Origin of the sequence: Streptomyces prunicolor (genome assembly GCF_045162825.1) — a bacterium.
Lineage (GTDB): Bacteria > Actinomycetota > Actinomycetes > Streptomycetales > Streptomycetaceae > Streptomyces > Streptomyces prunicolor.
Genome location: NZ_CP108676.1, coordinates 10,193,905 through 10,214,758, shown reverse-complemented (window position 1 = coordinate 10,214,758; position 20,854 = coordinate 10,193,905). Strand labels below are relative to the sequence as shown.

At 70.5% G+C, this 20,854-nt stretch carries 16 protein-coding genes; 8 read left to right on the top strand and 8 right to left on the bottom strand.

What is annotated here, in order from left to right; all coding sequences use genetic code 11:
- Position 1: 1 nt before the first annotated feature.
- From OG588_RS46175 to OG588_RS46155, 5 genes are all read right to left on the bottom strand, one after another.
- A complete protein-coding gene (locus OG588_RS46175; RefSeq protein ID WP_405952506.1) occupies positions 2-1,720 on the bottom strand; it encodes a hypothetical protein in 1,719 nt (572 codons plus the stop codon).
- A 2-nt stretch (positions 1,721-1,722) separates the two neighbouring features.
- Entirely contained in the window at positions 1,723-2,625 is a 903-nt protein-coding gene (locus OG588_RS46170; RefSeq protein ID WP_405952505.1) for a carbohydrate ABC transporter permease, read from the bottom strand.
- Positions 2,622-3,536: a sugar ABC transporter permease gene (locus tag OG588_RS46165; RefSeq protein ID WP_317769705.1), complete on the bottom strand. Its 915-nt coding sequence runs from the start codon at positions 3,534-3,536 to the stop codon at positions 2,622-2,624. The genes OG588_RS46170 and OG588_RS46165 overlap by 4 nt, the downstream gene beginning before the upstream one ends.
- A gap of 123 nt (positions 3,537-3,659) precedes the next feature.
- Complete coding sequence (locus OG588_RS46160) at positions 3,660-4,982, bottom strand: extracellular solute-binding protein (RefSeq protein ID WP_405952504.1); 1,323 nt, start codon at positions 4,980-4,982, stop codon at positions 3,660-3,662.
- A 278-nt stretch (positions 4,983-5,260) separates the two neighbouring features.
- Complete coding sequence (locus tag OG588_RS46155) at positions 5,261-6,394, bottom strand: ROK family protein (protein WP_405952503.1); 1,134 nt, start codon at positions 6,392-6,394, stop codon at positions 5,261-5,263.
- Between the two features lie 296 nt (positions 6,395-6,690).
- Between OG588_RS46155 and OG588_RS46150 the strand changes: the two genes are divergently transcribed.
- From OG588_RS46150 to OG588_RS46130, 5 genes are all read left to right on the top strand, one after another.
- Entirely contained in the window at positions 6,691-7,590 is a 900-nt protein-coding gene (locus tag OG588_RS46150) for an N-acetylglucosamine kinase (protein WP_405952502.1), read from the top strand.
- A 221-nt stretch (positions 7,591-7,811) separates the two neighbouring features.
- Complete coding sequence (locus OG588_RS46145; RefSeq protein WP_405952501.1) at positions 7,812-9,740, top strand: phosphatase PAP2 family protein; 1,929 nt, start codon at positions 7,812-7,814, stop codon at positions 9,738-9,740.
- A gap of 92 nt (positions 9,741-9,832) precedes the next feature.
- The gene (locus OG588_RS46140) at positions 9,833-11,563 is read left to right on the top strand and encodes an ArnT family glycosyltransferase (RefSeq protein ID WP_405953386.1); all 1,731 of its coding nucleotides are present in this window, start codon (positions 9,833-9,835) and stop codon (positions 11,561-11,563) included.
- 67 nt (positions 11,564-11,630) lie between these two features.
- On the top strand, positions 11,631-12,551 hold the full coding sequence (locus tag OG588_RS46135) for a MurR/RpiR family transcriptional regulator (RefSeq protein ID WP_019064418.1): 921 nt from the start codon (positions 11,631-11,633) through the stop codon (positions 12,549-12,551).
- 365 nt (positions 12,552-12,916) lie between these two features.
- Entirely contained in the window at positions 12,917-13,291 is a 375-nt protein-coding gene (locus OG588_RS46130) for a hypothetical protein (protein ID WP_019064417.1), read from the top strand.
- 252 nt (positions 13,292-13,543) lie between these two features.
- Here the strand turns inward: OG588_RS46130 and OG588_RS46125 are convergent, their stop codons facing one another.
- The 3 genes from OG588_RS46125 to OG588_RS46115 form a co-directional block, all read right to left on the bottom strand.
- Positions 13,544-14,197, bottom strand: coding sequence for a peptidoglycan-binding protein (locus OG588_RS46125; protein WP_405952500.1), 654 nt, complete (start codon positions 14,195-14,197; stop codon positions 13,544-13,546).
- Between the two features lie 86 nt (positions 14,198-14,283).
- Positions 14,284-15,111, bottom strand: a complete 828-nt coding sequence (locus OG588_RS46120) for a hypothetical protein (protein WP_405953385.1) — start codon at positions 15,109-15,111, stop codon at positions 14,284-14,286.
- Positions 15,112-15,204: 93 nt separating this feature from the next.
- Positions 15,205-16,353, bottom strand: a complete 1,149-nt coding sequence (locus OG588_RS46115; protein WP_405952499.1) for a substrate-binding domain-containing protein — start codon at positions 16,351-16,353, stop codon at positions 15,205-15,207.
- A 178-nt stretch (positions 16,354-16,531) separates the two neighbouring features.
- Between OG588_RS46115 and OG588_RS46110 the strand changes: the two genes are divergently transcribed.
- From OG588_RS46110 to OG588_RS46100, 3 genes are all read left to right on the top strand, one after another.
- A complete protein-coding gene (locus tag OG588_RS46110) occupies positions 16,532-17,212 on the top strand; it encodes a TetR family transcriptional regulator (RefSeq protein ID WP_019064412.1) in 681 nt (226 codons plus the stop codon).
- Positions 17,213-17,370: 158 nt separating this feature from the next.
- Positions 17,371-17,784 (top strand): Zn-ribbon domain-containing OB-fold protein, encoded by a 414-nt coding sequence (locus OG588_RS46105; protein WP_266865940.1) that lies wholly within the window; start codon positions 17,371-17,373, stop codon positions 17,782-17,784.
- Between the two features lie 227 nt (positions 17,785-18,011).
- Positions 18,012-20,798 carry an alpha/beta hydrolase family protein gene (locus OG588_RS46100; protein ID WP_405952498.1) on the top strand — a complete coding sequence of 929 codons (2,787 nt, stop codon included), beginning with the start codon at positions 18,012-18,014 and terminating at the stop codon, positions 20,796-20,798.
- The last annotated feature ends 56 nt before the right edge of the window (positions 20,799-20,854 follow it).

The following is a 20,854-nucleotide window of genomic DNA, read 5'->3' as shown; positions in this document are numbered from 1 at the left end:
GTCAGCGGGCGGGTGTGGTGCGGCGGGCGCGCAGGGCGACGGTCAGTGTCTGCGGGCCGAATCCACCGAGGTAGACGCGGTCGCCGGTCGTCGCGTCGGTGCCGCCGGCCACGGTGTAGTCCTGGCCCGGGTCGTACCGTAGTACGTCGCTCCGGTCCGGTCCGGCGAGGGGTTCGCCCGCCTCGACGGCGGCCTCGACGCGGATCTCGTCGTCACCGACGCGGTAGGTCAGCGGGCCGGTGGTCAGGCACCAGCGTCCGTCGCCGATCGGGACCGCGCCCTCTGCGACTCCCCCTGCCCGGAAGGTCAGTTCGAGGGCCCAGGGCACCGATGGGCCACTGATGTCGATCCGCAGGTCGGCTCCGTCGTCGCGCAGGTCGACCTCGACCCGGGTCGTGTGGGAGACCTCGTCCTGAGGGCGGTCGGGGAAGGCCATCGCCGCGGAGAAGCGGCCCTCGTCCACCAGGCGGTAGGCGCCGTCGTCGCGCCGCCGGTCCTTCGGGAGCGGCTGGTAGTAGGCGGTGGTGAGGGTTTGGGTGAGCCGGTACCGGTTGTCGGCGAGCTGTTCCATGTCGACGGCGCGGAACGGGCCCAGGTCGAAGAACACCCGCGAGAGGCGGACCGCGTCGAGGACGGCGGCACCGGCGAACAGGCGCAGGAAGGTGGGGTTGCAGGCGAGGCCCGAGCGGATGCGCCGGTGCTCGGGCACGTCGGAGCCGCCGTACACCACGGTGTGCGCGGTGGCCGAGACGTGTGCGGCGAGGCGTGCGGTGGGGAGGTACCGGTCGCGTGGGAGCTTCTCCGCGTCCGGGGCCGGCAGGGCGCGGCACAGATCCGGGGTGAGGAGGGTCTGGGCGAGCAGGTCGGGGTCGTCGATGCCGTCGGCGGCCGCCAGGCGGGCCGCGCGGGCGAAGTCGCCCCGGCCGGTGCGGATCGCGAGCAGCCGGTAGTGCGGCAGGTAGGGCCACAGCGCGAACGAGAGCTTCTGGTCCTGGCGGCGCGAGTGGACGGTCTCCACCGTGCCGTCCGGTCTGATCAGGTCCAGGGTCGCGGCGAGGTTGCGTTCGACGGCGTCCAGCAGGTCGGTACGCGCGAGCACCTCGGCCAGCAACAGCAGCGCCGGGTTGGTCACGATGGACGCGTAGACGGCGCTGCGTTCCGAGTACAGGCCCTCCGTGTCGATGTCGACGCTCTCGGCGAGCCACTGCTCGGCGCGGTCGAGCAGCCGGTCGTCGGGGAACGAGCGGTGCAGACGGGCGAGCGCCGCGGACAGCTCCCAGCGGTGGTTCGGGGTGTGCACCCCGCCGGTCAGGAGACCGGCGGTGGCGGCGCGGGCGATCTCGGCGAGCCCGGCCGTCACCTCGCACAGTTCCGGTCCCGCGTCGGCGGCGAGGACGTACGCGTCGCACACGTCGTTGACGGTGAACGCGGAGTCGGGCGGTGACTGGACGTTGTCTCCGCCCGCGAAGAGACCGGAGGGCGTCTGCACGGCCCGCAGGGCGCGGAGGTGGGTCGTCGCGGCGGCGACCGCCTGCCCGCTGCCGTGCAGTGCCGAGTCCGGGGACCGGTAGGCCGCGATCAGGGTCTTCACCCGGCGCGCCAGACCACGGTGCGGCACACCGGCGGGTTGCTCGTCGGGGCCGGCCGCCAGCGGGGCGGCCGCCCGGTCGGCGGCGCCGGCCGCCGCGCGGACGAAATCGTGGTCGAGCGGGGCGGGCACGGTCAGTCCTTCAGTCCGGCGTTGATGTCGGCGCTCATGACGTAGCGCTGGAAGACCAGGAAGATGAGGATCAGCGGGATCATCGAGATGACCGAACCGCCGAGCAGCACCGACCAGTTGATGTTCTGCGCCCCGACGAGGCTCTGGATGCCGATCTGCACGGTGAACTTGTTGGGGTCGTTCAGCATCAGCAGCGGCCAGATGTAGTCGTTCCACCGCCACTGGAAGGACAGGATGGCGAGGGTCAGCATGATGGGCCGGGAGATCGGCACCATGATCCGCAGGAAGATCGACAGCTCACGCGCGCCGTCGATGCGGGCGGCCTCGACGAGCTCGTCGGGGACCGTCAGGAAGAACTGGCGGAACATGAAGCAGCCGGTCGCGGTGAGCACGGCCGGGAGGATGATGCCGGCGAACGAGTTGTAGAGGCCCAGGTTGCGGACCACCAGGAACTCCGGGGCGAGCATGACCTCGGACGGCAGCATCGTGGTGGCCAGGATGCAGAGGAAGAAGAACTTCAGCCACTTGTTGTTGTACTTGGCCAGCGCGTACCCGGTGCAGCAACTGACGCCCACCGTGAGGATCGTCGTGATCACGCACACGAGGGCCGTGTTGATGAAGTACTGGGAGAAGTTGGCGCTGTCCCACGCCGCCTTGTAGCCCGACACAGTGGGGTTGTGCGGAAGCACCGTCAGCGGAAGGGAGAACAGGTCTCCCGCCGGCTTGAAGGAGCTGAGGACGAACCACACGACCGGCAGCCCGTAGAGGGCCGCCAGGATCCACAGCAGTGTCGTCGCGGGTACCGCGCGCCGGAGCCCACCGTCGCGCACGTTGCGTCGCTGCCTCTTGGAAAGGGTCCGGCCGGAATTGCCCTCGACCGGACGCGGCGTGTCTGTGGTTGTCATCGGTTCTCCACCCGCCGGTTGACGATCAGCTGGATGATCGCGACGGCCATCAGGATGAGCATGAGCACGAACGACGCGGCGCTCGCGTAGCCGATCTGGCCCCGGTTGAAGCCGGTTTGGTAGATGTACTGGACAAGCAGGTTGTTCGAGGTACCCGGTCCGCCGTTGTTGAGGGAGACGAACAGCGGGTATTCCTTCATCGCGTTGATCGTGTTGAGCAGGATGACGATGAAGGAGGTGGGCGCGATGCTCGGCAGCGTGATGCTCCTGAACTGGCGCCAGGGGCCGGCACCGTCGAGCGAGGCCGCCTCGTAGTACGACACCGGCACGTTCTTGATCGCCGCGATGAACAGCAGCATCGAGAAGGCCGTGCCCCACCAGGCACCGGCCATCACCACGACGCCCAGCGACAGGTCCGCGTTCGACTGCCACGCGATCGCGTGCCCGCCGAGCTTCTCGATGACGTAGTTGATCAGTCCGAAGTTCTCACCGAACAGCCACCGCCACAGGACACCCACGACGATGGGCGAGATGAGCCACGGGATGAAGAAGACGACTCGGGCGACCGACGCGCCCTTGGCCTGCTTGCTCACCACCAGGTTGGCGATGAACAGCGAGAGCACGAAGTTCAGCGGGACGACGAGCACGGCGTACAGCAGCGTCCGGAACAGCGCGTCGTAGAACGTGGAGTCCCCGAACAGGTTCTGGTAGTTGTCCAGTCCGATGAACTGGAACGCCCCCACACCGGTGTAGTTCGTGAACGAGTAGACGAGCCCGATCACCGCCGGCCACACGAAGAACAACGCGAAGAGCACGACGTTGGCCGCGATGAGGACGAGCGGCGCGAGGGTGTAGGTGCTTCGTCGTTTCCTGGGCGGCCTCACGGACACGTCCGCGGCGCTTTTTGTCATCTTCCTGACTTCCGTGCTGGTGGAATGGATCGCTGTCGGCTCACGTCATGAGCCCGGCATCACGGGGGTGACCAGGGCGGGCGGCGGCGTCTCGACCCCGCCGCCCGGCCCTCTGGCCCACGATCAGCCGCCGACCGCCGTGTTGTAGCCGTCCACGATGTTCTGCAGGGCCTTGTCAGCGGACTGCTGGCCGTTGATCGCCTTGCCGAGCTCCGTCTTGGTCGGGTCCTCGGTGAGGCTCTTGCCCTTCAGCACCCAGTTCGTCTGCGCGCCGTTGAAGTAGCCCGAGATGGGGGCGTAGAGCGGGATCTCCTCGTTGTACAGCTTGAACGCCGCCTGCGCCGCCGCCGACTTGAAGGGGTACTTCGGGCTCAGACCGCTCTCGACGGGGAGGAACCCGGAGGTCTCGACCAGCTCGGTGTAGTTCTTGGGCTCGTACACCCAGGACATGAACTTCTGCGCGGCGGTGGCCGCGGCCCCGTTGTTGTTGAAGCCGACCATCATGCCGCCGCTGTTGACGTCACTGGCCTGCACCGGCTGGGCGGGGGTCGGGACGCTCGCCCACTCGAACTTCTTGATGCTGTCCGCGAAGGCCGGCACCTGCCACACGCCGGACCAGTAGGCGACCACGTCACCGCTCTGGAACATGGCGGACGGGTCGGCGCCGCTGGTCCACACCGACTTCGGCATGACCTTGTCGTCGTTCAGTCCGACGAAGTAGTTCACGGCCTTCTTGGTCGCGGCGTCCACCGAGAACTTGCCGGAGGAGTCCGCGTGGACGTACTTCCCGCCCATCTCGTACACCATGGCGCGCAGCCGGGACGGAGACTGGTCGAACGTCAGGGAGTACTTGGCGCCGGTCTTCTCGCGCACCTTGTTGGCCGCCGCGATGAACTCGGTCCAGGTCCAGGTCTTCGCCGGCGAGGCGGGGACGGCGACGCCGGCCTTCTCGAACAGCGACTTGTTGATGAACAGGCCGGACGCGGTGACGTCCGAGGGGATGGCCAGCACCTTCCCGGACGAGTCCTTCGCGAGGAAGTTCGAGTTGATGTTGTAGCTCTTGTTGTTCGCGATGGACTTGAGGTCGATCAGCTTGCTCGACCAGATCGGGTCCAGCGCGGGCACGTCCGCCACGTCGGGCAGCGAGTTCGCCTGCGCGGCGTTGTGCAGCTTCGTCGTGTACCCGTCGTAGGGGATGTTGACGAGCTTGACGTTGACGCCGGTTTCCTTCTTGTACTGCGTGATCAGCTTCTTCCAGCCCGCGTCCTGGCCCGGAACCGTGGAGATCCAGAACGTCAGCGACTTGGCGTTGCCGCCGGAGCCGGAGCCCGACCCACAGGCGGAGAGCAACAGGGCTCCTGCCGCGGTCGCGGCAGCGAGGGGAACAAGGCGGCGCATGCCGCCGCGGCCGAGTCGGCTGGAGCGCCGCACACCCACAGTGGTCATCTTCGATCCCTTTTTCGTCGTAGGAGACGGAGCACGGCGCCGACCGATGCGGCACGGGTGCATTTTGCAGGAAAGGTCGCTTTCCGGGGGCACGGCCTCGCCCGGCCGCGTCGTCCACGCGGGGCGAGATCCCCGGCCGTCATGGCCGTCACCGCACAAGCACACCCTCGTGCGGTTGCCGTACGTCACGTACGGGCTGGGAAGACTCACCCCAAGTCGGCGTCCCGGCCGACTTAGAAAGCGCTTGTCCGGACATTGGCAGACCAAGTCGGAGGCCGTCAATCCTTCGCCCCCGCACCATCGGTCACGGTTTGGACTCCTCTGGCGACCGCGAGCCGGGCGGCGCCCACCACGGTGCCGAGATCACCCACCGTGCTGCTGACCACCTCGGTGGGCCAGCTCAGCCGCCCCAGCTCGGCCCGCACACCGGGCAGGAGCTGCGGGTCCGTGCCCGTGCTGCCCCCGAGGACGATCAGTCCCGGGTCCAGTACGGCGGCCACGGCGGCGGCGAGTCTGCCTACGTCGGCGGCGTGCCGGCCGACCAGGGCGCTCGCCGTGTCGTGTCCCTGCCGGGCGAGGGCGAAGAGCCGGTCCGCGCTGCCGGGGCACGGTTCGCCGGTGTCGGGCCAGACGGCCGCCGCCCGGCGCAGCAGCGAGCGGGCGCCCACGTACTCCTCCAGGGCCTCACGGCGCGGCACCACGGCGTCGTCCCAGGGGTAGGGCAGCCGGGCGAGCTCACCGGCCGCGCCGTTCGCACCGCGCAGCACATGGCCGCCGACGACGATGCCGAGGCCGATACCGACACCGATCCGCAGATAGCCGAAGGTGTGACGGCCCCGGGCGGCACCCTCGTGCAGTTCGGCGAGGGCGGCGCAGTTGACGTTGTTCTCCAGGTGGACCGGCACACCCGGCGGCAGGGCGACCGTCATGGCGTCGAACACCGGGCCCGCCTTGGCGGTCGCGGGGCGCATCCCGGCGCCCGCCTGGTTCCGCGCCAGGACGTCACCGACGGCGACGACGACCGAGCGCAGTGGGATACCGACGGGCAGCGCGGCAAGGGCCTCGCGCACGGCGCCGGCGGCGTCCTCCCGGGATCTGCTGGCCTCGGCCAGCAGGGTGCCGTCCAGGGCGCAGCCGCGCACCCGGGTGAGGGCGGGGCCGAGGTCGACGGCGAGTACGGCACCGGCGGCCGGGCCGAGACGGTATACGGCGGCGTTGCGTCCCGTGCCGCCGGAGGCGGTGCCGGAGTGGGCGGCCAGCCGGACGTTCTCCAGCTCCACCACGGCGGAGGAGACCGTCGGCTTGGACAGGCCCGCAAGGGTCGCGAGCTGCGGCCGGGTCGCGCTGCCGGCTCTCGCCAGCACCGCGAACACCGCACTCGCGCTCTCGGTCAGCCGAGACGCCTGCGCCACGACGTGTTCCACACTTCCCCCAGTTCACAGGCCGCGTTCCCGGAAGGGTTCCGTGGGATGCGGCGACGGGATGTCCTGACGTCACGCGGGCCCGGACAGTGGTCTCTGTGGCCGAGTGCGCGATGACTCTTGACGCACTGTACTTCGTTAGTTAACTTCCTAACGAACGTCACGGTACTCGCCTGCCGTGGTCCGTCAGAAGCCCGTCCCGGGGCTTCCCTAGTGCTTCAACCACCGTTCCCCCGGACACGGTTCGCCCAACCGTCGCAGCACAGCGCAACGACGAAAGAGGTTCCGTGCAGGACTTCACGCCCCTCGTGGTCGGCATCGACGTGGGTGGCACCAAGACACATCTGCGCGCGTGCGCGGGCCCGGATGTAGTCGCCGACCACATCCGTGCGAGCAGCGGCTGGCGGCCGCACGACACCGTGGCCGCCGCCGACTGGCTCACCGCGCTGATCCACGACGCCCTGCCCGCCCGCACGTGCCCGTCCGCGGTCGCCGTGGGCGGGCACGCCTGTGAGACCCCCCGCCAGTGCGCCGAGATCCGTGCCGCGCTGGAGGAACGTCTCAAGGTGCCCGCACTGGTCGTCGGGGACGCCGAACTGCTCGTCCCCGCCGCCGGGTTGGACAAGGGGGTCGGCCTGGTCGCCGGCACCGGTTCGGTCGCGGTGGGCCTGCTCGCCGACGGCGGCCGACTCCAAGTGGGCGGCTGGGGCGCGGTGTTGGGTGACGAGGGCGGAGCCGCCGGACTCGTCCGCGAGGCGGCCCGCGCCGCCTGGGCCGCGCACGACCGGGGCGAGGCTCCGGACCAACTGGCCCTGGGACTCGTCGAGGCGTTCGGGGTGGCCGAAGTTCCCGCGCTGGGCGCCGCGTTGGAAAGCGCTTCCGACGTCTCCGCCGACTGGGGCCGTCACGCCCGGGTCGTCTTCACCGCGGCCGACGCGGGCTCGCTCCTCGCGCGCGAGGTGATAGCCGAGGCCGGCCGGTCCCTCGCCGCACTCGTCGTACGGCTCGCCGAACGCGGCGTCCCCGTCGACGACGTCGTGGTCTCGGGCGGCACCGTCCTCAACCAGCCCCTCCTGTACGACGCGCTCACCAGCGCGCTCGCCGAACAGGTACCCGGGGCACGGCCGTGGCCCATCCAAGTGCCGCCCGTCGAGGGCGCGGTGGCACTGGCCCGATCGATCCTGTGAACCGCACGGCCCCCGTTCACCCGGGGGTCATGTCGTGGCCGCCGAACCCTCTCCACCGGGACACGGCTCACCGTAAATCTTCGCACGTACGCACCAGTTGACGTATGCGCTTTCCCACGTCGTACGGTGCACCCCGAACCACAGCCGATCGCACCACCCTCCTCCCTGGTCGCACGACCTCGTCGGCCTCATCGGCCGTAGAACTCAAGAGAGGCTCACCCATGCCGTCACCCGCCGGGCAGCGCACGAACGCCGTTCGACCCGCCGTGAACAGACGTGGTTTCCTCAAGACCTCGCTCGGCGCCTCGGCCGCCGTGGTCGCCGCGCCCACGCTGGTCAGCTGGCTGGCCGCCGCGGACGCCAAGGCCACCACGGTCCCGCTCGCGTTCGTCGACGACTACAAGACGAACGTCATCGCGAACCTGACGCCCGAGACCAACGCCGTGGTCCGGGTCCTCGGCGGCATGGCGCAGATATGGAAGACCGGCGCCGCCTGGAACACCGGCACGCCGCTGCGACCCGAGATCCTGCGCGCCAACGTGCGGTACTGCGTCGACCTCACCACGCACCGCACCGAGGCCCAGGCCAAGGAGGCGTTCCTCTACGACCGCCAGCACCAGAGCTACGCGATGATCGCGGGCCTGGGTCCGCTGGCCGACCTGTACAAGTCCGGTGCCCTGGCGGTCACTTCGATCACCAGCGCCCCGGACGGCACGCCCGCCACCAAGATCGACGACGCCGTCCCCGCCGACGCGCCCGCCGGTTCCGCGCTCGGCGCCGGCTCGCACGACTCCGCGCTCGGCAAGGTCGCCGAACTGGTCGACACCCTGCGCGGCAACTACGCGTCGGGCAACCCGGGCAAGTACGCCTACCAGTACCCGCGTCCGTACCGCATGAACGAGAAGAGCGAGGTCGTCGACACCGGCACGGTCGACGTGCTCGGCTTCCCGGTCTACGACTCGAAGGTGGTCGTCGCGCCCCAACTCCTGCGCCAGCGCAGCACTTCACCGGTGGACGACGGCGGCTTCCCCAGCGGCCACACCAACGCCTTCCATCTGGCGGGCCTCGCCTACGCGTACGCCGTACCGGAGCGCTTCCAGGAACTGGTCACCCGCACCTTCCAGTTGAGCCACACCCGGATCATGGCCGGCATGCACTCGACGGTGGACGTCATGGGCGGTCGCATCATGGCCACCGCGCTGGCCGCCGCCACGCTCGCCGACCCCGCCAACGCCACGCTCAAGGCCGCGGCACGCGCCCAGGCCCTCGCCTACTTCGAGGCGAAGACCGGCACGACGGCGGACACCCTGTACGCCTACGCCCACTCGGCGACCACCGCGACCGACCCGTACGCGGACCGGAGCGCCAACTCCCGTCTGGTGAAGCCCAAGTTCACCTATGTGCTGACCCGCAGCGGCCGTGACAAGCCGCTGACCGTGCCGAAGGGCGCGGAGGTGCTGCTGGAGACCCGGCTGCCGTACCTCGACGCGGCCCAGCGGCGTGAGGTGCTGCGCACGACCGCGCTGCCGTCCGGATACGTCCTGCTCGACGGTTTCGAGCAGTGGGGCCGCCTCAACCTCTTCGCGGCGGCGGACGGTTACGGCTCCTTCGAGTCCGACGTCGTCGTCTCCCTCGACGCGGCGGCCGGCGGCTTCGGCGCGGCCGACGCCTGGCGCAACGACATCGACGGCTGCGGCGGTCTGACCAAGCAGGGCACCGGCACGCTCACCCTGACCGGGCACAACGCGTACACCGGCGGGACCGTGCTCAAGTCCGGTGCGCTGGTGGCCGGTTCGGCGCACGCGCTGGGCCACGGTGACGTGAGTGTGCTCGGCGGTGCGCTGCGGGTCTCGGAGTCCGTGCAGATCCACGGCGCGTACGCCCAGCAGTCCGCCACCCTTGAGGTCACGCTCCGCTCGGGTCACCAGCCCGCAGTCGAGGTCACCCGGCGCGCGACGCTCGGCAAGGGCAGCACGCTGTCCCTGCGGTTCGACGCCGAGCACTCGCCGGTCGCGGGCTCCACGGTGCGGGTCCTGAGCGCGACCTCGCTGCGCGGCCAGTTCGACAGCATCACGCTGAACTCGGACAAGCTGCGGGCCGTACCGGTGTATACGGCGGAAGGTCTGTCGGTACGACTCCTGAAGCGGTGACGCCCCTGGTGGCGGGAGCGATGCGACAGTAGGGCCATGACCCGGCTCCGCCTCGCTCCCGCCACCCCGTGGCCGGCCTCACCGCAGGGCGGATGATGGCGCGCGAACAGCACTCGGTCCTCGACCCCGACACGCTCGACGACGGCGGTGGGCAGCCGCTGCCGCGCGCCACGGTCGGCCGGTCGGCACGCCTCTACGCCGGGCTGCGGCGCCGTAAGCGGTGGCTGTTGCCGCTCCTCGTGGTGGCGCTGCTCGCGCAGATGGCCGCCGTGATGATCACTACGGCGGTACAGCAGACACCGACCATCGACGAGCCGGTGTACGTGGCCACGGCCACCGTCTATCTCCGCGAGCACAGCCTCGACTACAACCCCGAGCACCCGCCGCTCGGGAAGCTGGTGATCGCCGCCGGGATCGCGATCGCCGACCCGCACTTCGACACCAACTACAAGGGCGACCAAGGCGAGTTGGGCCGCCATCTGCTGTACGAGTCGGGCAACGACCCCTGGCGGCTGATGTTCTGGGCCCGGTTGCCGGTGATCGTACTGACCTTGTTGTTCGGGCTGGTCGTGTTCGCGTTCGCCCGTGAACTCGTGGGCCCGGCACGGGGGTTGGTGGCGCTCGCCCTGTACGCGTTCTCGCCCGATGTCGTCGCACACGGCTCGCTGGCGACGCTCGACGTACCGCAGGCCGGCTTCCTTCTGACGGCGGTGTGGCTGCTGTGGCGGGCCAGGCGGCGACCGCGGCTGTACGTCCCGCTCGCGGGGGCGGCGCTGGGTGCCGCCGTGGCGACGAAGATGAGCGCGCTGCCCGCCGTACCGGTGCTGATGCTCCTGGCCGTCGTGTCGGTGTGGTCCGCCCGCCGCCCTGGCGATCGCGACTCCAGGCGACGGGCGTTGGCCCTCGGGGTCGCGGGCGCGGCCGTGGTCGCGGTGGTGACGGTCGCCGTCGTATGGGCGTCGTATCTCGTGGTCGATCCGCAGCTGCGGTTCACGTCCACGGAACCGGTCCCCGTGATCCATGGGCTGCGCGGGCAGTTGGTCCCGCTGATGCCGTTCCCGCGCGCGTTCCGGGACGGGATGCTCATCCAGTTCGGCATGGAGGACTACCCGTGGCAGGGCTTCCTGTTCGGGCACCTCTACACGGGGTCGCACTGGTACTACCTGCCGGTGGCGCTGCTGGTGAAGACCCCGCTCGGCATGATCGCGCTGTGGGCGGCGGGTGCCGTCGCGGTCGTGGCGGTACGGCGACTGCGGCCCGCGGCGCCGTATCTCCTGGTGCCCACGGCCGTGTTGCTGGCCACGGCGATGGACGGCTCGCGGGACTTCGGCACGCGGTACGCGATCTTCGTGCCGATGTTCCTGGCGGTCGCGGCGGCCTGTGTGCCGGCGCTGCGGTCGTGGTGGCGGTGGGCTCCGCTGTCGACGGGACTGCTGGTGGCGTTCGTCGCGGTCAGTTCGCTGCGGACGTTCCCCTACTATCTGCCGTACTCCAACGAGGCGTTCGGCGGTCCGTCGAAGACCTATCTGCGGCTGCACGACTCCAACGTGGACTGGGGGCAGGACCTCGGCCGCCTCGCCGACCGGCTGCGCGAGCGGTACGCGGGCGAGCGGGTCTGGCTCGTCTACAAGGGCAGTGGTGTGCCGTCGTACTACGGCATCGACTCGTCCGATCCACGCAAGGTAGGGGTGCGCGAGGTGCACGGGCTGTTGGTCGTCTCGGACACTTCGATCGACAAGGCGCGGGGAAAACTGGCCGAGTTGATCGACAGCAGTCGTCCGATCGATCAAGTCGGTCATTCGATCACGATCTACCGGCGCTGATCACCCTCTGGTCACAACGCTCCGTGAGCTATGTTCAGTGGCTGTGGGAGACAAAGGAAGCGCACCGGTGCCATCGCCGCAGCAGGCACGCGCCCAGGCATCCGTGATCACCTCGGGAAAAACCGACCCGGAAGTCGGCGCGGCGCCGACGTCCCAACTCCGAGAACTCTTCGACGGGCCACGCCTGTCGCCGGGCCAGCGGCGCATCGCCCAGTACCTGATCGAGCACATCACCGAAGCGGCGTTCCTCTCCATCACCGACCTCGCCGAGCGCGTCGGCGTCAGCCAGCCCTCGGTGACCCGGTTCGCCGCGGCGGTGGGTTTCAGCGGTTACCCGGCGCTACGGGAACGGCTGCAGGCGATCGCCCTGCGCACCCTCGCGGGCGGCCCGGCGGCCGAGGAGAACCGGAGCAATGAACTGCAGGCCGCGGTCGACGCCGAGATCGCGAACCTGGAGAACCTGCGCCGGGACTTCGCCGACCCCGACCGGCTGATCGAGGTCGGCCGCGAGCTGTCCGCGTCCACCCCGCTGACCGTCCTCGGCCTGCGCATCTCCGTCTCGCTGGCCGAGTACTTCGCGTACGCGGCCCGCCGGATCCACCCCGATGTACGGCTGGTGACGCGCGGCGGCAGCGTCGCCTACGACGCGATCCTCCAGTCCCGCGAGGCGGGCGGCACCTGGCTGCTCGCCTTCGACATGCCCCGGCACGCGCACGAGACGCTCACCACGCTCCGGGTGGCGCGCAGCGCCGGGCTCAAGGTAGCCCTCGTGACCGATCTGGCGCTCGGCGCGCTGGCCGACGAGGCCGACGTCACCTTCGCCACCGGCACCGGCTCCCGCCTGGTCTTCGACTCGTACGCCGCGCCCGGCGTGATGGCCTCCGCCCTGCTCCAGGCCATGACGGACGCCGATCCCGAACGCACCCAGGCCCGCCTGGAGGACTACGAGCAGATCGCCGAGCAGCACCAGTTCTTCATGCGGGACTGACCCGCCACTCCCCCCTCATACGAACTTGAACTGGGATGATTCCGCCCATTTCGCGTATGAATGTTTTCATACGCCTTGCAAAGCAGACGGCATATATAAATACTGCTCACGGATCGCACCCGCCCCGAGAAAGCCCGGTCCGCCCATGCGCACCTCCGCTCGACCCGCCGCGCCGGCGACACCTGCTCCCCGGGGCCCTCTCACGGGCACGCCCAGCCGCCGTCTCCTACCCGCGTCGGCGCCGGACGTGTTCGGTCGGGCATCGCCTCCGCGAGCGCCCAGGGCGGCCCCGGTCATCCCCTGGGCCGGGGCCGCCACCCACCGTCGACCCACCCCCGCGACGCCGCACACCGGGAAGCGATGACATGCAACTCACCACCACGCGCATCAGCCAGGACTGGCCCTGTCAGGTCAAGACACCCGGCAGCTACGACTGGGAGCGCTCGGCCGCCAAATGGCTGCGCGAGCTGGTGCCGGCCCGCTACGCCAGCTATCCCGCGTTCATCCGCCACCCCGTGCTGCTCGCCCGCCATGCGCAGATCCAGGTCCAGCACGAGATCCGGGTGGCCCGGACCGCCCTGCAGACCGCGCGGGCCGATCTGCCCGGCATCGGACTGCCCGAGTCGGTCATCGAGCACACCATCAAGCTGTACGCCGCCGAGGTCCTCCAGCTCCAGCACATCGCGCGCAGCGTCCGCGCGGTGACGGAGGCGCTGGTCGGGCACAGCACGGGACGCTGACCTCGCCGCCGGTGGAGTTCAGTCGTCGTCGCGGTGCCGCCAGTACCAGAACGCGCCCACGACGAGGGCCAGCAGAAGGACTCCGGGCAGGATCAGACCAGGAACGCGGGAGCCGCTCATCGGCGTGGCCTTCGGTTCGCAGCGGGCACGACACCGCCGACCTGCGGCGCCGCGCTGTCCATGATGAGGCTCTACGGCCCCACCACCACCGACTTTCCGCAGGTCTTGCCACGTGTTCGAAACTCCGGTCGCCTACTGGCCGTCGTCGAGCGTCGTGCGTGACTCCAGGTCCTTGCGGGTGTCGTCGCCGTACACGCCGTTCTCGTCGCCCCGGATGCCGTACCAGAGCTGGAAGCGGGCGACCGCGGCCGTGAGGGTCGCGTCGTACTGGCCGCTGGTGGAGCCGTTCTCGTAGACGTTGGGGATGCGCAGGAGTCGCTGCTCCAGCTCCTTCACCTCGGCACCGCTGTCGCCCTCGCGGAGGGTGCCGGCGCCGTCCGGGTCGGCGGTCGCGCTGACCGTGGCGGACGCCACCGGGGTGGGTGTGGCGATCGGCTGGGCCGTGCTGGCCTCTCCCCTGCCCGGCAGCAGCAGGGCGCAGGCGAAGCCGACCAGCGCGGCGGCGCTCACCCCGACCACGATCGCGGCCCGGCGCAGACCGGGCCCGAAGAAACCTGTGGTGGTCGGCAGCGGGCGCAACTCGCCCGGTACGGGCGGCAGTTCCTGTGTCTCGGCCTCGGAGCCGAAGATCGGCCTGGGCACCGGCACGGACTCGAAGACGGAGGAGTCCCGGCGGGGCTCCCGCATCAGCGCCGCGAGATTGTCGGAGCGGCGGCGGCGCAGGACTCGGGCAGGCTCAAGGACCGGGCCGCCTGGCGACGATCCCGGTTCGGACGGTGTAGACACACTGCTCTCCTTCCGTTCCGCGCGCACGGATGTCCGCCATCCCCTGGAGTGATACGCGCGCACGGCCACCGGAGTTCAGCTCAAGCTCACGCTCGCACGAACCGGTGCAGGGACGCCTTCAGCGCGGCGACGAAAGCGTCCCCCCGCGTGTCGTCGAGGGCCTCCAAGGAGAGGTACGGGTTCAGGTCCTCCAGCTCGACCAGGAGCAGCCGGCCGTCCGGGGCGCGGCAGGCGTCGACGCGCTGGATGCCGTGGTCGATGCCGTTCCAGTCGATGAACCGCTGCGCGAACTCCAGGTCTGCGGGCGCGGGTTCGTACGGTTCCAGCTGCCAGCGCTTCTCGGTGTCCGGGGCGTAGAGGGCGTACTGGAAGTCGTGGTCGACGAAGTAGAAGGACACCTCGTACGAGAAGTCGACGCACGGCTGGACCAGGACGCTCCCGTCGGCCAGAGCGGGCAGCCGGTCGGCCGCGACGATCTCCAGGCCGATGGAGTCGGCGCCGAGTTTGGGCTTGACCACATAGCGGTCCGTGCGGGGCAGCCGGTCCAGGTTCTCGACGCGGTCGACGGTCGGGATGACCGGGAACCCGGCGGCGCTCAGGTCGAGGAGGTACTGCTTGCCCGCCATGTCCGCCCGGCCCGACAGCTGGTTGTAGACCCGGGCCCCGGTGCGGAGCGCGCGCTCGCGGAACGCGTCGTACTCGGCCTGGTATCCGAGGACGGGACCGCTGTTGCGGACCACGACCGCGTCGAAGCCGTCCATCAGCGCGGCCGCGTCCAGCGGATGGCACAGCGCCAGGTCGAAGTCCTCGCGCAGCCGGGAGGTCAGGTCGATGTCCTCGTCGCAGTAGCGGCGCCCGCGTGCGGGGTACGTCAGGTCGGTGACGTAGAGGATGCGGGGGCGGGCGAGGGGTATGGAGGGCATGCCGGTTCTCCTTGGGCGAGGGCGTTCACCGATGGCGTCCGCCGAGAGCGTTCGCGCGGAATGATCAAAACGGTCGGCCCGTGGTCACCGGGCGAGCGTTTTGGCTCCGCAGGACGAGCGGATCCTCAACTCGGGGAGGAGTTCGACGTGTTGACGCGGAGCGGGTCGGCGTCCGCTGCCGCGCTCGGCGAGCCGTTGCAGGAGGAGTTTCGCGGCCGACTCCCCCACCGCTCGATTCGGCGGGGCCACGGCGGTGAGCGGGACGTCGGCGAGCGGGGCGACCTCGTCGTCGTAGGCGATGAGCGCCAGGTCGTCCGGGACGCGGATGCCGCGGGCCTGGAGTCGGGGCACCAGCACGATCGCGTCCTCGTCGCTGTGCACGAGGGCGGCGGTGACTCCGCGCTCGCGGACGGCGTCGACCAGGTAGTCCACGCTTGAGTCGTAGTCGCCGTGTTCGCGGACGGACGGGGCACCTCGGGCGTCGTCGAGGCCGAGGGAGCGTACGGCCGAGTCGTAGCCCGCGCTGATCTGCGCGGCGTGCGGGCCTTCCTGGAGTACCGCGGTGATCCGGTGGTGGCCGAGGGCGGCGAAGTGGCCGACGGCGACCGCTGCTCCGTGAGCGCGGTCGGTGCGCACCCGGTCCAGGGCCGCGGCGGGGTTGCCGGGCGGGGCTGAGCGTTCGACCAGGACGGTGGGTACTCCTCGGTCGAGGAGCCACTGTTCCTGGCCGCCGACGGGAACACCGCCCGACCAACTGGGCGCCACGAGCAGCCCTTGCGCGCCGCCCGCGAGGAGGTGCCCGGCCTGGACGGCGTCCTCCGTGTCGACGTATCCGGACACCCCGAGCACCAGTCGGCCGCCCTGCGCTCCCACGGCCTCGCGGGCGCCGCGCACTATGTCGGCGAAGAGCGAGGCTGTGGTCGGCACGATCATTCCGATCACGACGCCCTCGGCGGACGCGGCGGACGCGGCGGATCCGGTGGATGCGGTGGATGCGGTGAGCTCGGCCGGCTCCTGTCGCGTCCGCAGTCCTACGGTGCTCACGCCGCCCGGCCACACCACCGCGCCGTGCAGCCGGTGCACCCGGCCCTGGCCGGCCAGCGCCTCCACGTCACGCCTCAAGGTGACGGCGGAGACGCCGAGTTCGGCCGCGAGGTCGGCGACCCGCAGGCTGCCGCGCTCGCGGACGAGTTCGAGCACCCGCTCATGGCGCTGGTCGACGTGCGGTCGCATGGGTCCCCCTGAAGGTGAAACTGGTCGCGGTCACTCTATGCGGCGGATCGTATCGATCGTTTTGATCATATCGATCACTCCAGATCCGCGAGGGGACTCAGTTCCCTCCTTGGAGCGCACTGAGTGCCATCCGGGCAGGCCTGGTGCTACGTTCCCGTCCATGAGCTCCAAGCCGCCCATGCGGGACGCCCTGGTGGCGGCCGCGTTCCAGTTGTTCCTGGAGCGGGGCTACGAACAGACCACCATCGACGACATCGTGGCACTGGCCGGGGTCGGGCGGCGGTCGTTCTTCCGCTACTTCCCGTCCAAGGAGGACGTGGTCTTCCCCGACCACGAACGCTGTCTGGCCGACATGACGGCCTTCCTCTCCTCCGGCGGCGACGAACACGAGCCCGTGCGGCGGGTCTGCGACGCGGCCCGGCTCGTCCTGCGCATGTACAACGAGAACCCGACCTTCTCCGTGCAGCGTTACCGCCTCACCAAGAAGGTGCCGGGGCTGCGCGCGTACGAACTGTCGGTGGTGTGGCGCTACGAGCGCGCCCTCGCCGACTATCTGCGCGGGCGCTTCGCGGGCCGGCCGGACGGCACCCTCCAGGCGGACGTGATCGCGGCCGCCGTGGTCGCGGCGCACAACAACGCCCTGCGTTCCTGGCTGCGTTCGGACGGGCAGCGCGACGCGGGCGCCGAGGTCGACCACGCCCTGGGGTATGTGCAGTCCGCCTTCGGACACCCTCCGGTGCGGCCCGTCGGCGAACTCCAGGAGCAGCGCCCCGAGGACGTCGTGGTGGTCGTCTCCCGACGCGGGGCCCCGATGTGGCGCGTCGTCCAGGAGATCGAAGCCGCGTTCGGCCGCGACTGAACCGGAAAGACAGAAAAGTCGAGGGTACGCAGTATCTTTACGGCTGGCACTGAGTGCCATACGCTGTGGCCGTGCACGGTGGCACGGCGAGCCGCGCACATGCGTGCCCGACCTGGCCGGGCGCGCGGGATTCCGGCCGAGCGCAGGGAGTTGACAGCGTGTACCACCACTCAGGATTCGCGACCCGTCCGGTAGTCGGCTCCCTCGCGGGTGTGCTCGATCCGCCCGCCGCGGACGGCGCCACCATCCTCTTCCAGCGCTGCACCTGGTGCGGCACCGCCATGTACCACCGGCTGCTGTGTCCGGTCTGCCAGGGGGGCGACCTGCGCACGGAGCGCAGCGAGGGCACCGGCACGGTCCGGCACTCCACGGTCGTGCACCGCAACACCCCCGCCGCGCGCAATGTGTCGCTGATCGAGATGGCCGAGGGCTTCGTGGTGCGCGGCCGGGTCATCGGCCCGCCCATCGGCATCCACAGCGGCGACCGCGTCCGGCTCTCCACGGCCAAGGACCCGGTGCGCGGCGAGCCCGTCTTCCAACTCCTCGACGAGCCGTACCGCGCCTGGCACTGACTGCCCCGAACCGGCCGCAGCGGCTGACCAGTTGGGCACCGACCGGCCTCGATCGGCGGGCGGTTCCCGAACGGCCGTAGCGCGCCCGGGTTCGAGCCCGCCCGACGAAGATCGGCCGAATCCTCCTCCACAGGCAACCCACAGGCTCTGCTTCTCATCCTCCGGGGCGCGAGAGGCTCCCGTGACCAACGGGGCGCCTGAGCCTGGGGTTCGAGGAGGAGAACACATTGTTCCGTGCCCGGCGAATATGGGTCACGGCCGCGACGGTGCTCGCGGTGGCGGGAGGGATGTCCGGGTCGGCGCAGGCCGCGCCACCGTCGGACACCGGACCGTTCACGGCGACGGCGGCGGCCAACGACGGTACTCTCCCGCCGGGTTGGCGGATCACGGGGAAGGGTTCCGCACAGCAGTTGGTCTGGCGCTCGGGTACGCGGGTGCCCATGGGGGACGCGCGCGTCGAGTTCCACGCCGGGGGCCAACTCCTCGGTGTGCCGAGACCGGCGAAGGACGGGCGGACGTTCCGGCTCGGCCTCGGTGCCGTCGCACCCCAGAAGCTGACGGACCTTCAAGTACTGGCCGCAGGGCGGCGGTTGGACACCACCGGTGACAACAGCGGTTCCACCGAAGGACGTTCAGGAGCCGCCGCGCAGCCCACCGCCCCGCTCCCGGCCGGTGCGATCGACCCCGGCAAGCCGGGCACGTACCGTACGACGACCGGCGAGTACAAGCTCAACTCGGTGCGTCTGCCCGGGTATCCGCAGCCGATCGAGATGCAGGCCGTCGTGGTCACGCCGAAGGGCGCCACCGGCAAGCGCCCGCTCGCGCTCTTCCTGCACGGCCGTCACTACACCTGCTACAAGCCCGGCACCGAGGACATCACCGGCGACTGGCCCTGCCCCACCGGCCTGAAGTCGGTTCCGAGCTACCGGGGTTACCTGCGCGACCAGCAACTCCTCGCCTCCCAGGGCTATGTCACGGTGTCGATCTCCGCGAACGGCATCAACGCCCAGGACGCCGATGCCGAGGACGCCGGTGCGCAGGCCCGTTCCTCGCTGGTCCGGCTCCACCTGGCCCACTGGGCCGACTGGTCCGCCCACCCGCAGACGGCACCGCCGGTCGTGCGGAACGCGCCCCGGGCCGACCTCTCCCGCGTCCTGCTGATCGGCCACTCGCGCGGTGGCGAGGGCGTCAACCGCGCGGCGATGGACAGCCTCTACCCGCCGCCGGCCGCCCAGGACGGCTACCGCGGCCCGGTCCGCTGGAAGATCCGCGGCACCGTCCTCATCGGCCCGACGATCTTCGGCCAGAACCCGGTGGCCGACGTGCCGTCGGTGACGCTCCTCCCCGGCTGCGACGGTGACGTCTCCGACCTCCAGGGCGAGGTCTACGTCGACGGCACCCGCGGGGTCAGCAAGGGAATCGCCCTGCACAGCGCGGTCTACGTCGAGGGCGCCGACCACAACTTCTTCAACACCGAGTGGACTCCGGGCCAGGCCGAGGCGCCCGCGTCCGACGACTTCTACGACGACCCCGACCAGCGGGACGCGGCGTGTTCACCGGGCGCCGCGACCCGGCTGACCGCCGACCAGCAGCACAAGGCCGGTTCCACCTACATCGCCACGGCGGCACGGCTGTTCATCGCCGGTGACGACCGGGCCCGCGAGCTGCTCGACGGTTCCGGCCGCCGGGCGCCCTCCGCCGACCCCGCACGCGTCCTCACCCACGCGGTGGGCGCGAACCGTGGTGCCGGGTTCCTGCCCGACGGTCAAGTCACCGTCTCCGGCGGCAAGTTGTGTGCCGCGGTGGACCCCGACCCGGCCGTAGCCTGCCTGAGCGACGACTCCAAGGGCATCTCGCCGCACTTCGCGCAGTGGGAGGCCACGAAGGAGGTCGGCCGCCGCGCCGTCGCGCTGCGCTGGTCCGCGGCCGGTTCGACGGTGGCGGTCCGCCCGAACAAGCCGGTCTCCGTCAGTGGCGCCAAGAGCCTCGCCCTGCGGGTGATCGTGCCGCCCAACACCACCGGCACCCAGCTCGACGTGTCCCTGACGGACACCGCCGGCCACCGCGCGACCCTCGGCCGGGTCCGCGTCGACGGCCTCCCCGGCACCCAGCGCACCGCCTCCTACTGGGCCCGCGAGGTCCGCGTGCCGTTGGCCGCCGCGTCGCACGCCGGACTCGACCTGCACCGCATCAAGTCCCTTGACCTGACCCCGCGTTCACGCTCCGGCCAGGCCTGGCTGATGGACGCCTGGGCATGGCGCCCGGGCACTCCGGCTGCCACATCGGCCCCGCTCCCCCGCGTCGACATCGGCCGCCTCGCCGTCAAGGAAGGCAACTCGGGTGTCAGGACGTACCGCGTCCCCGTCCAGGTCTCCGGCCGGGGCAGCGGCCAGGTGCGGCTCTACGTCGACAACCCGGCCACCGGCCACGACACCTCACGGCTGGTGACGGTACGGCCCGGCGCCAACTCCATCGACGTACCGGTGAAGGTGGAGGGCAACACCCGCTTCGACTACGGCGTCCGGCACGACATCTTCGTGAAGGCGGTGCACGGTGCGGTGGTCGGCGCCCATCGCGGTGGGGTGACCACCGAGAACGACGACCCGATGCCGACGTTCACCGTGACGCCGATCGCCGACCGGGTCACCGAGGGACAGCCCCTCAAGTGGAAGGTGACGCTGTCCGCGGCCGCCGACGTGGAGCTGAACCCGTCGTTCCTCGTCCAACCGCTCGCCACGGGCCCGGAGTTGTCGACCCTGGACGTCAACCCGCAGTGGCTCAGTGAGAACTCCGGTGAGGAAGCCGCGCCGGAGCGCCCGCTGTCCAAGGTGCTGAGCCTGTTCCTCTGGACGTCCGTCCCGGCGGGGCAGCTCAGCGGGGAGATCAGCGTGCCGACGATCACCGACCAGGTGACGGAACAGCCCGAGTCCGTACGGTTCCTGGGCGTGGACGAGAACGGCGACCCGCAGAGCGGCGGACCGGAACTGACCGGCACGGTGCTCGACGCGTCGTAGCGGAAAGCCGTAGCCGAATGTCGTAAGGGAACGTCGCACGAAGCGAAGGGGCCGCA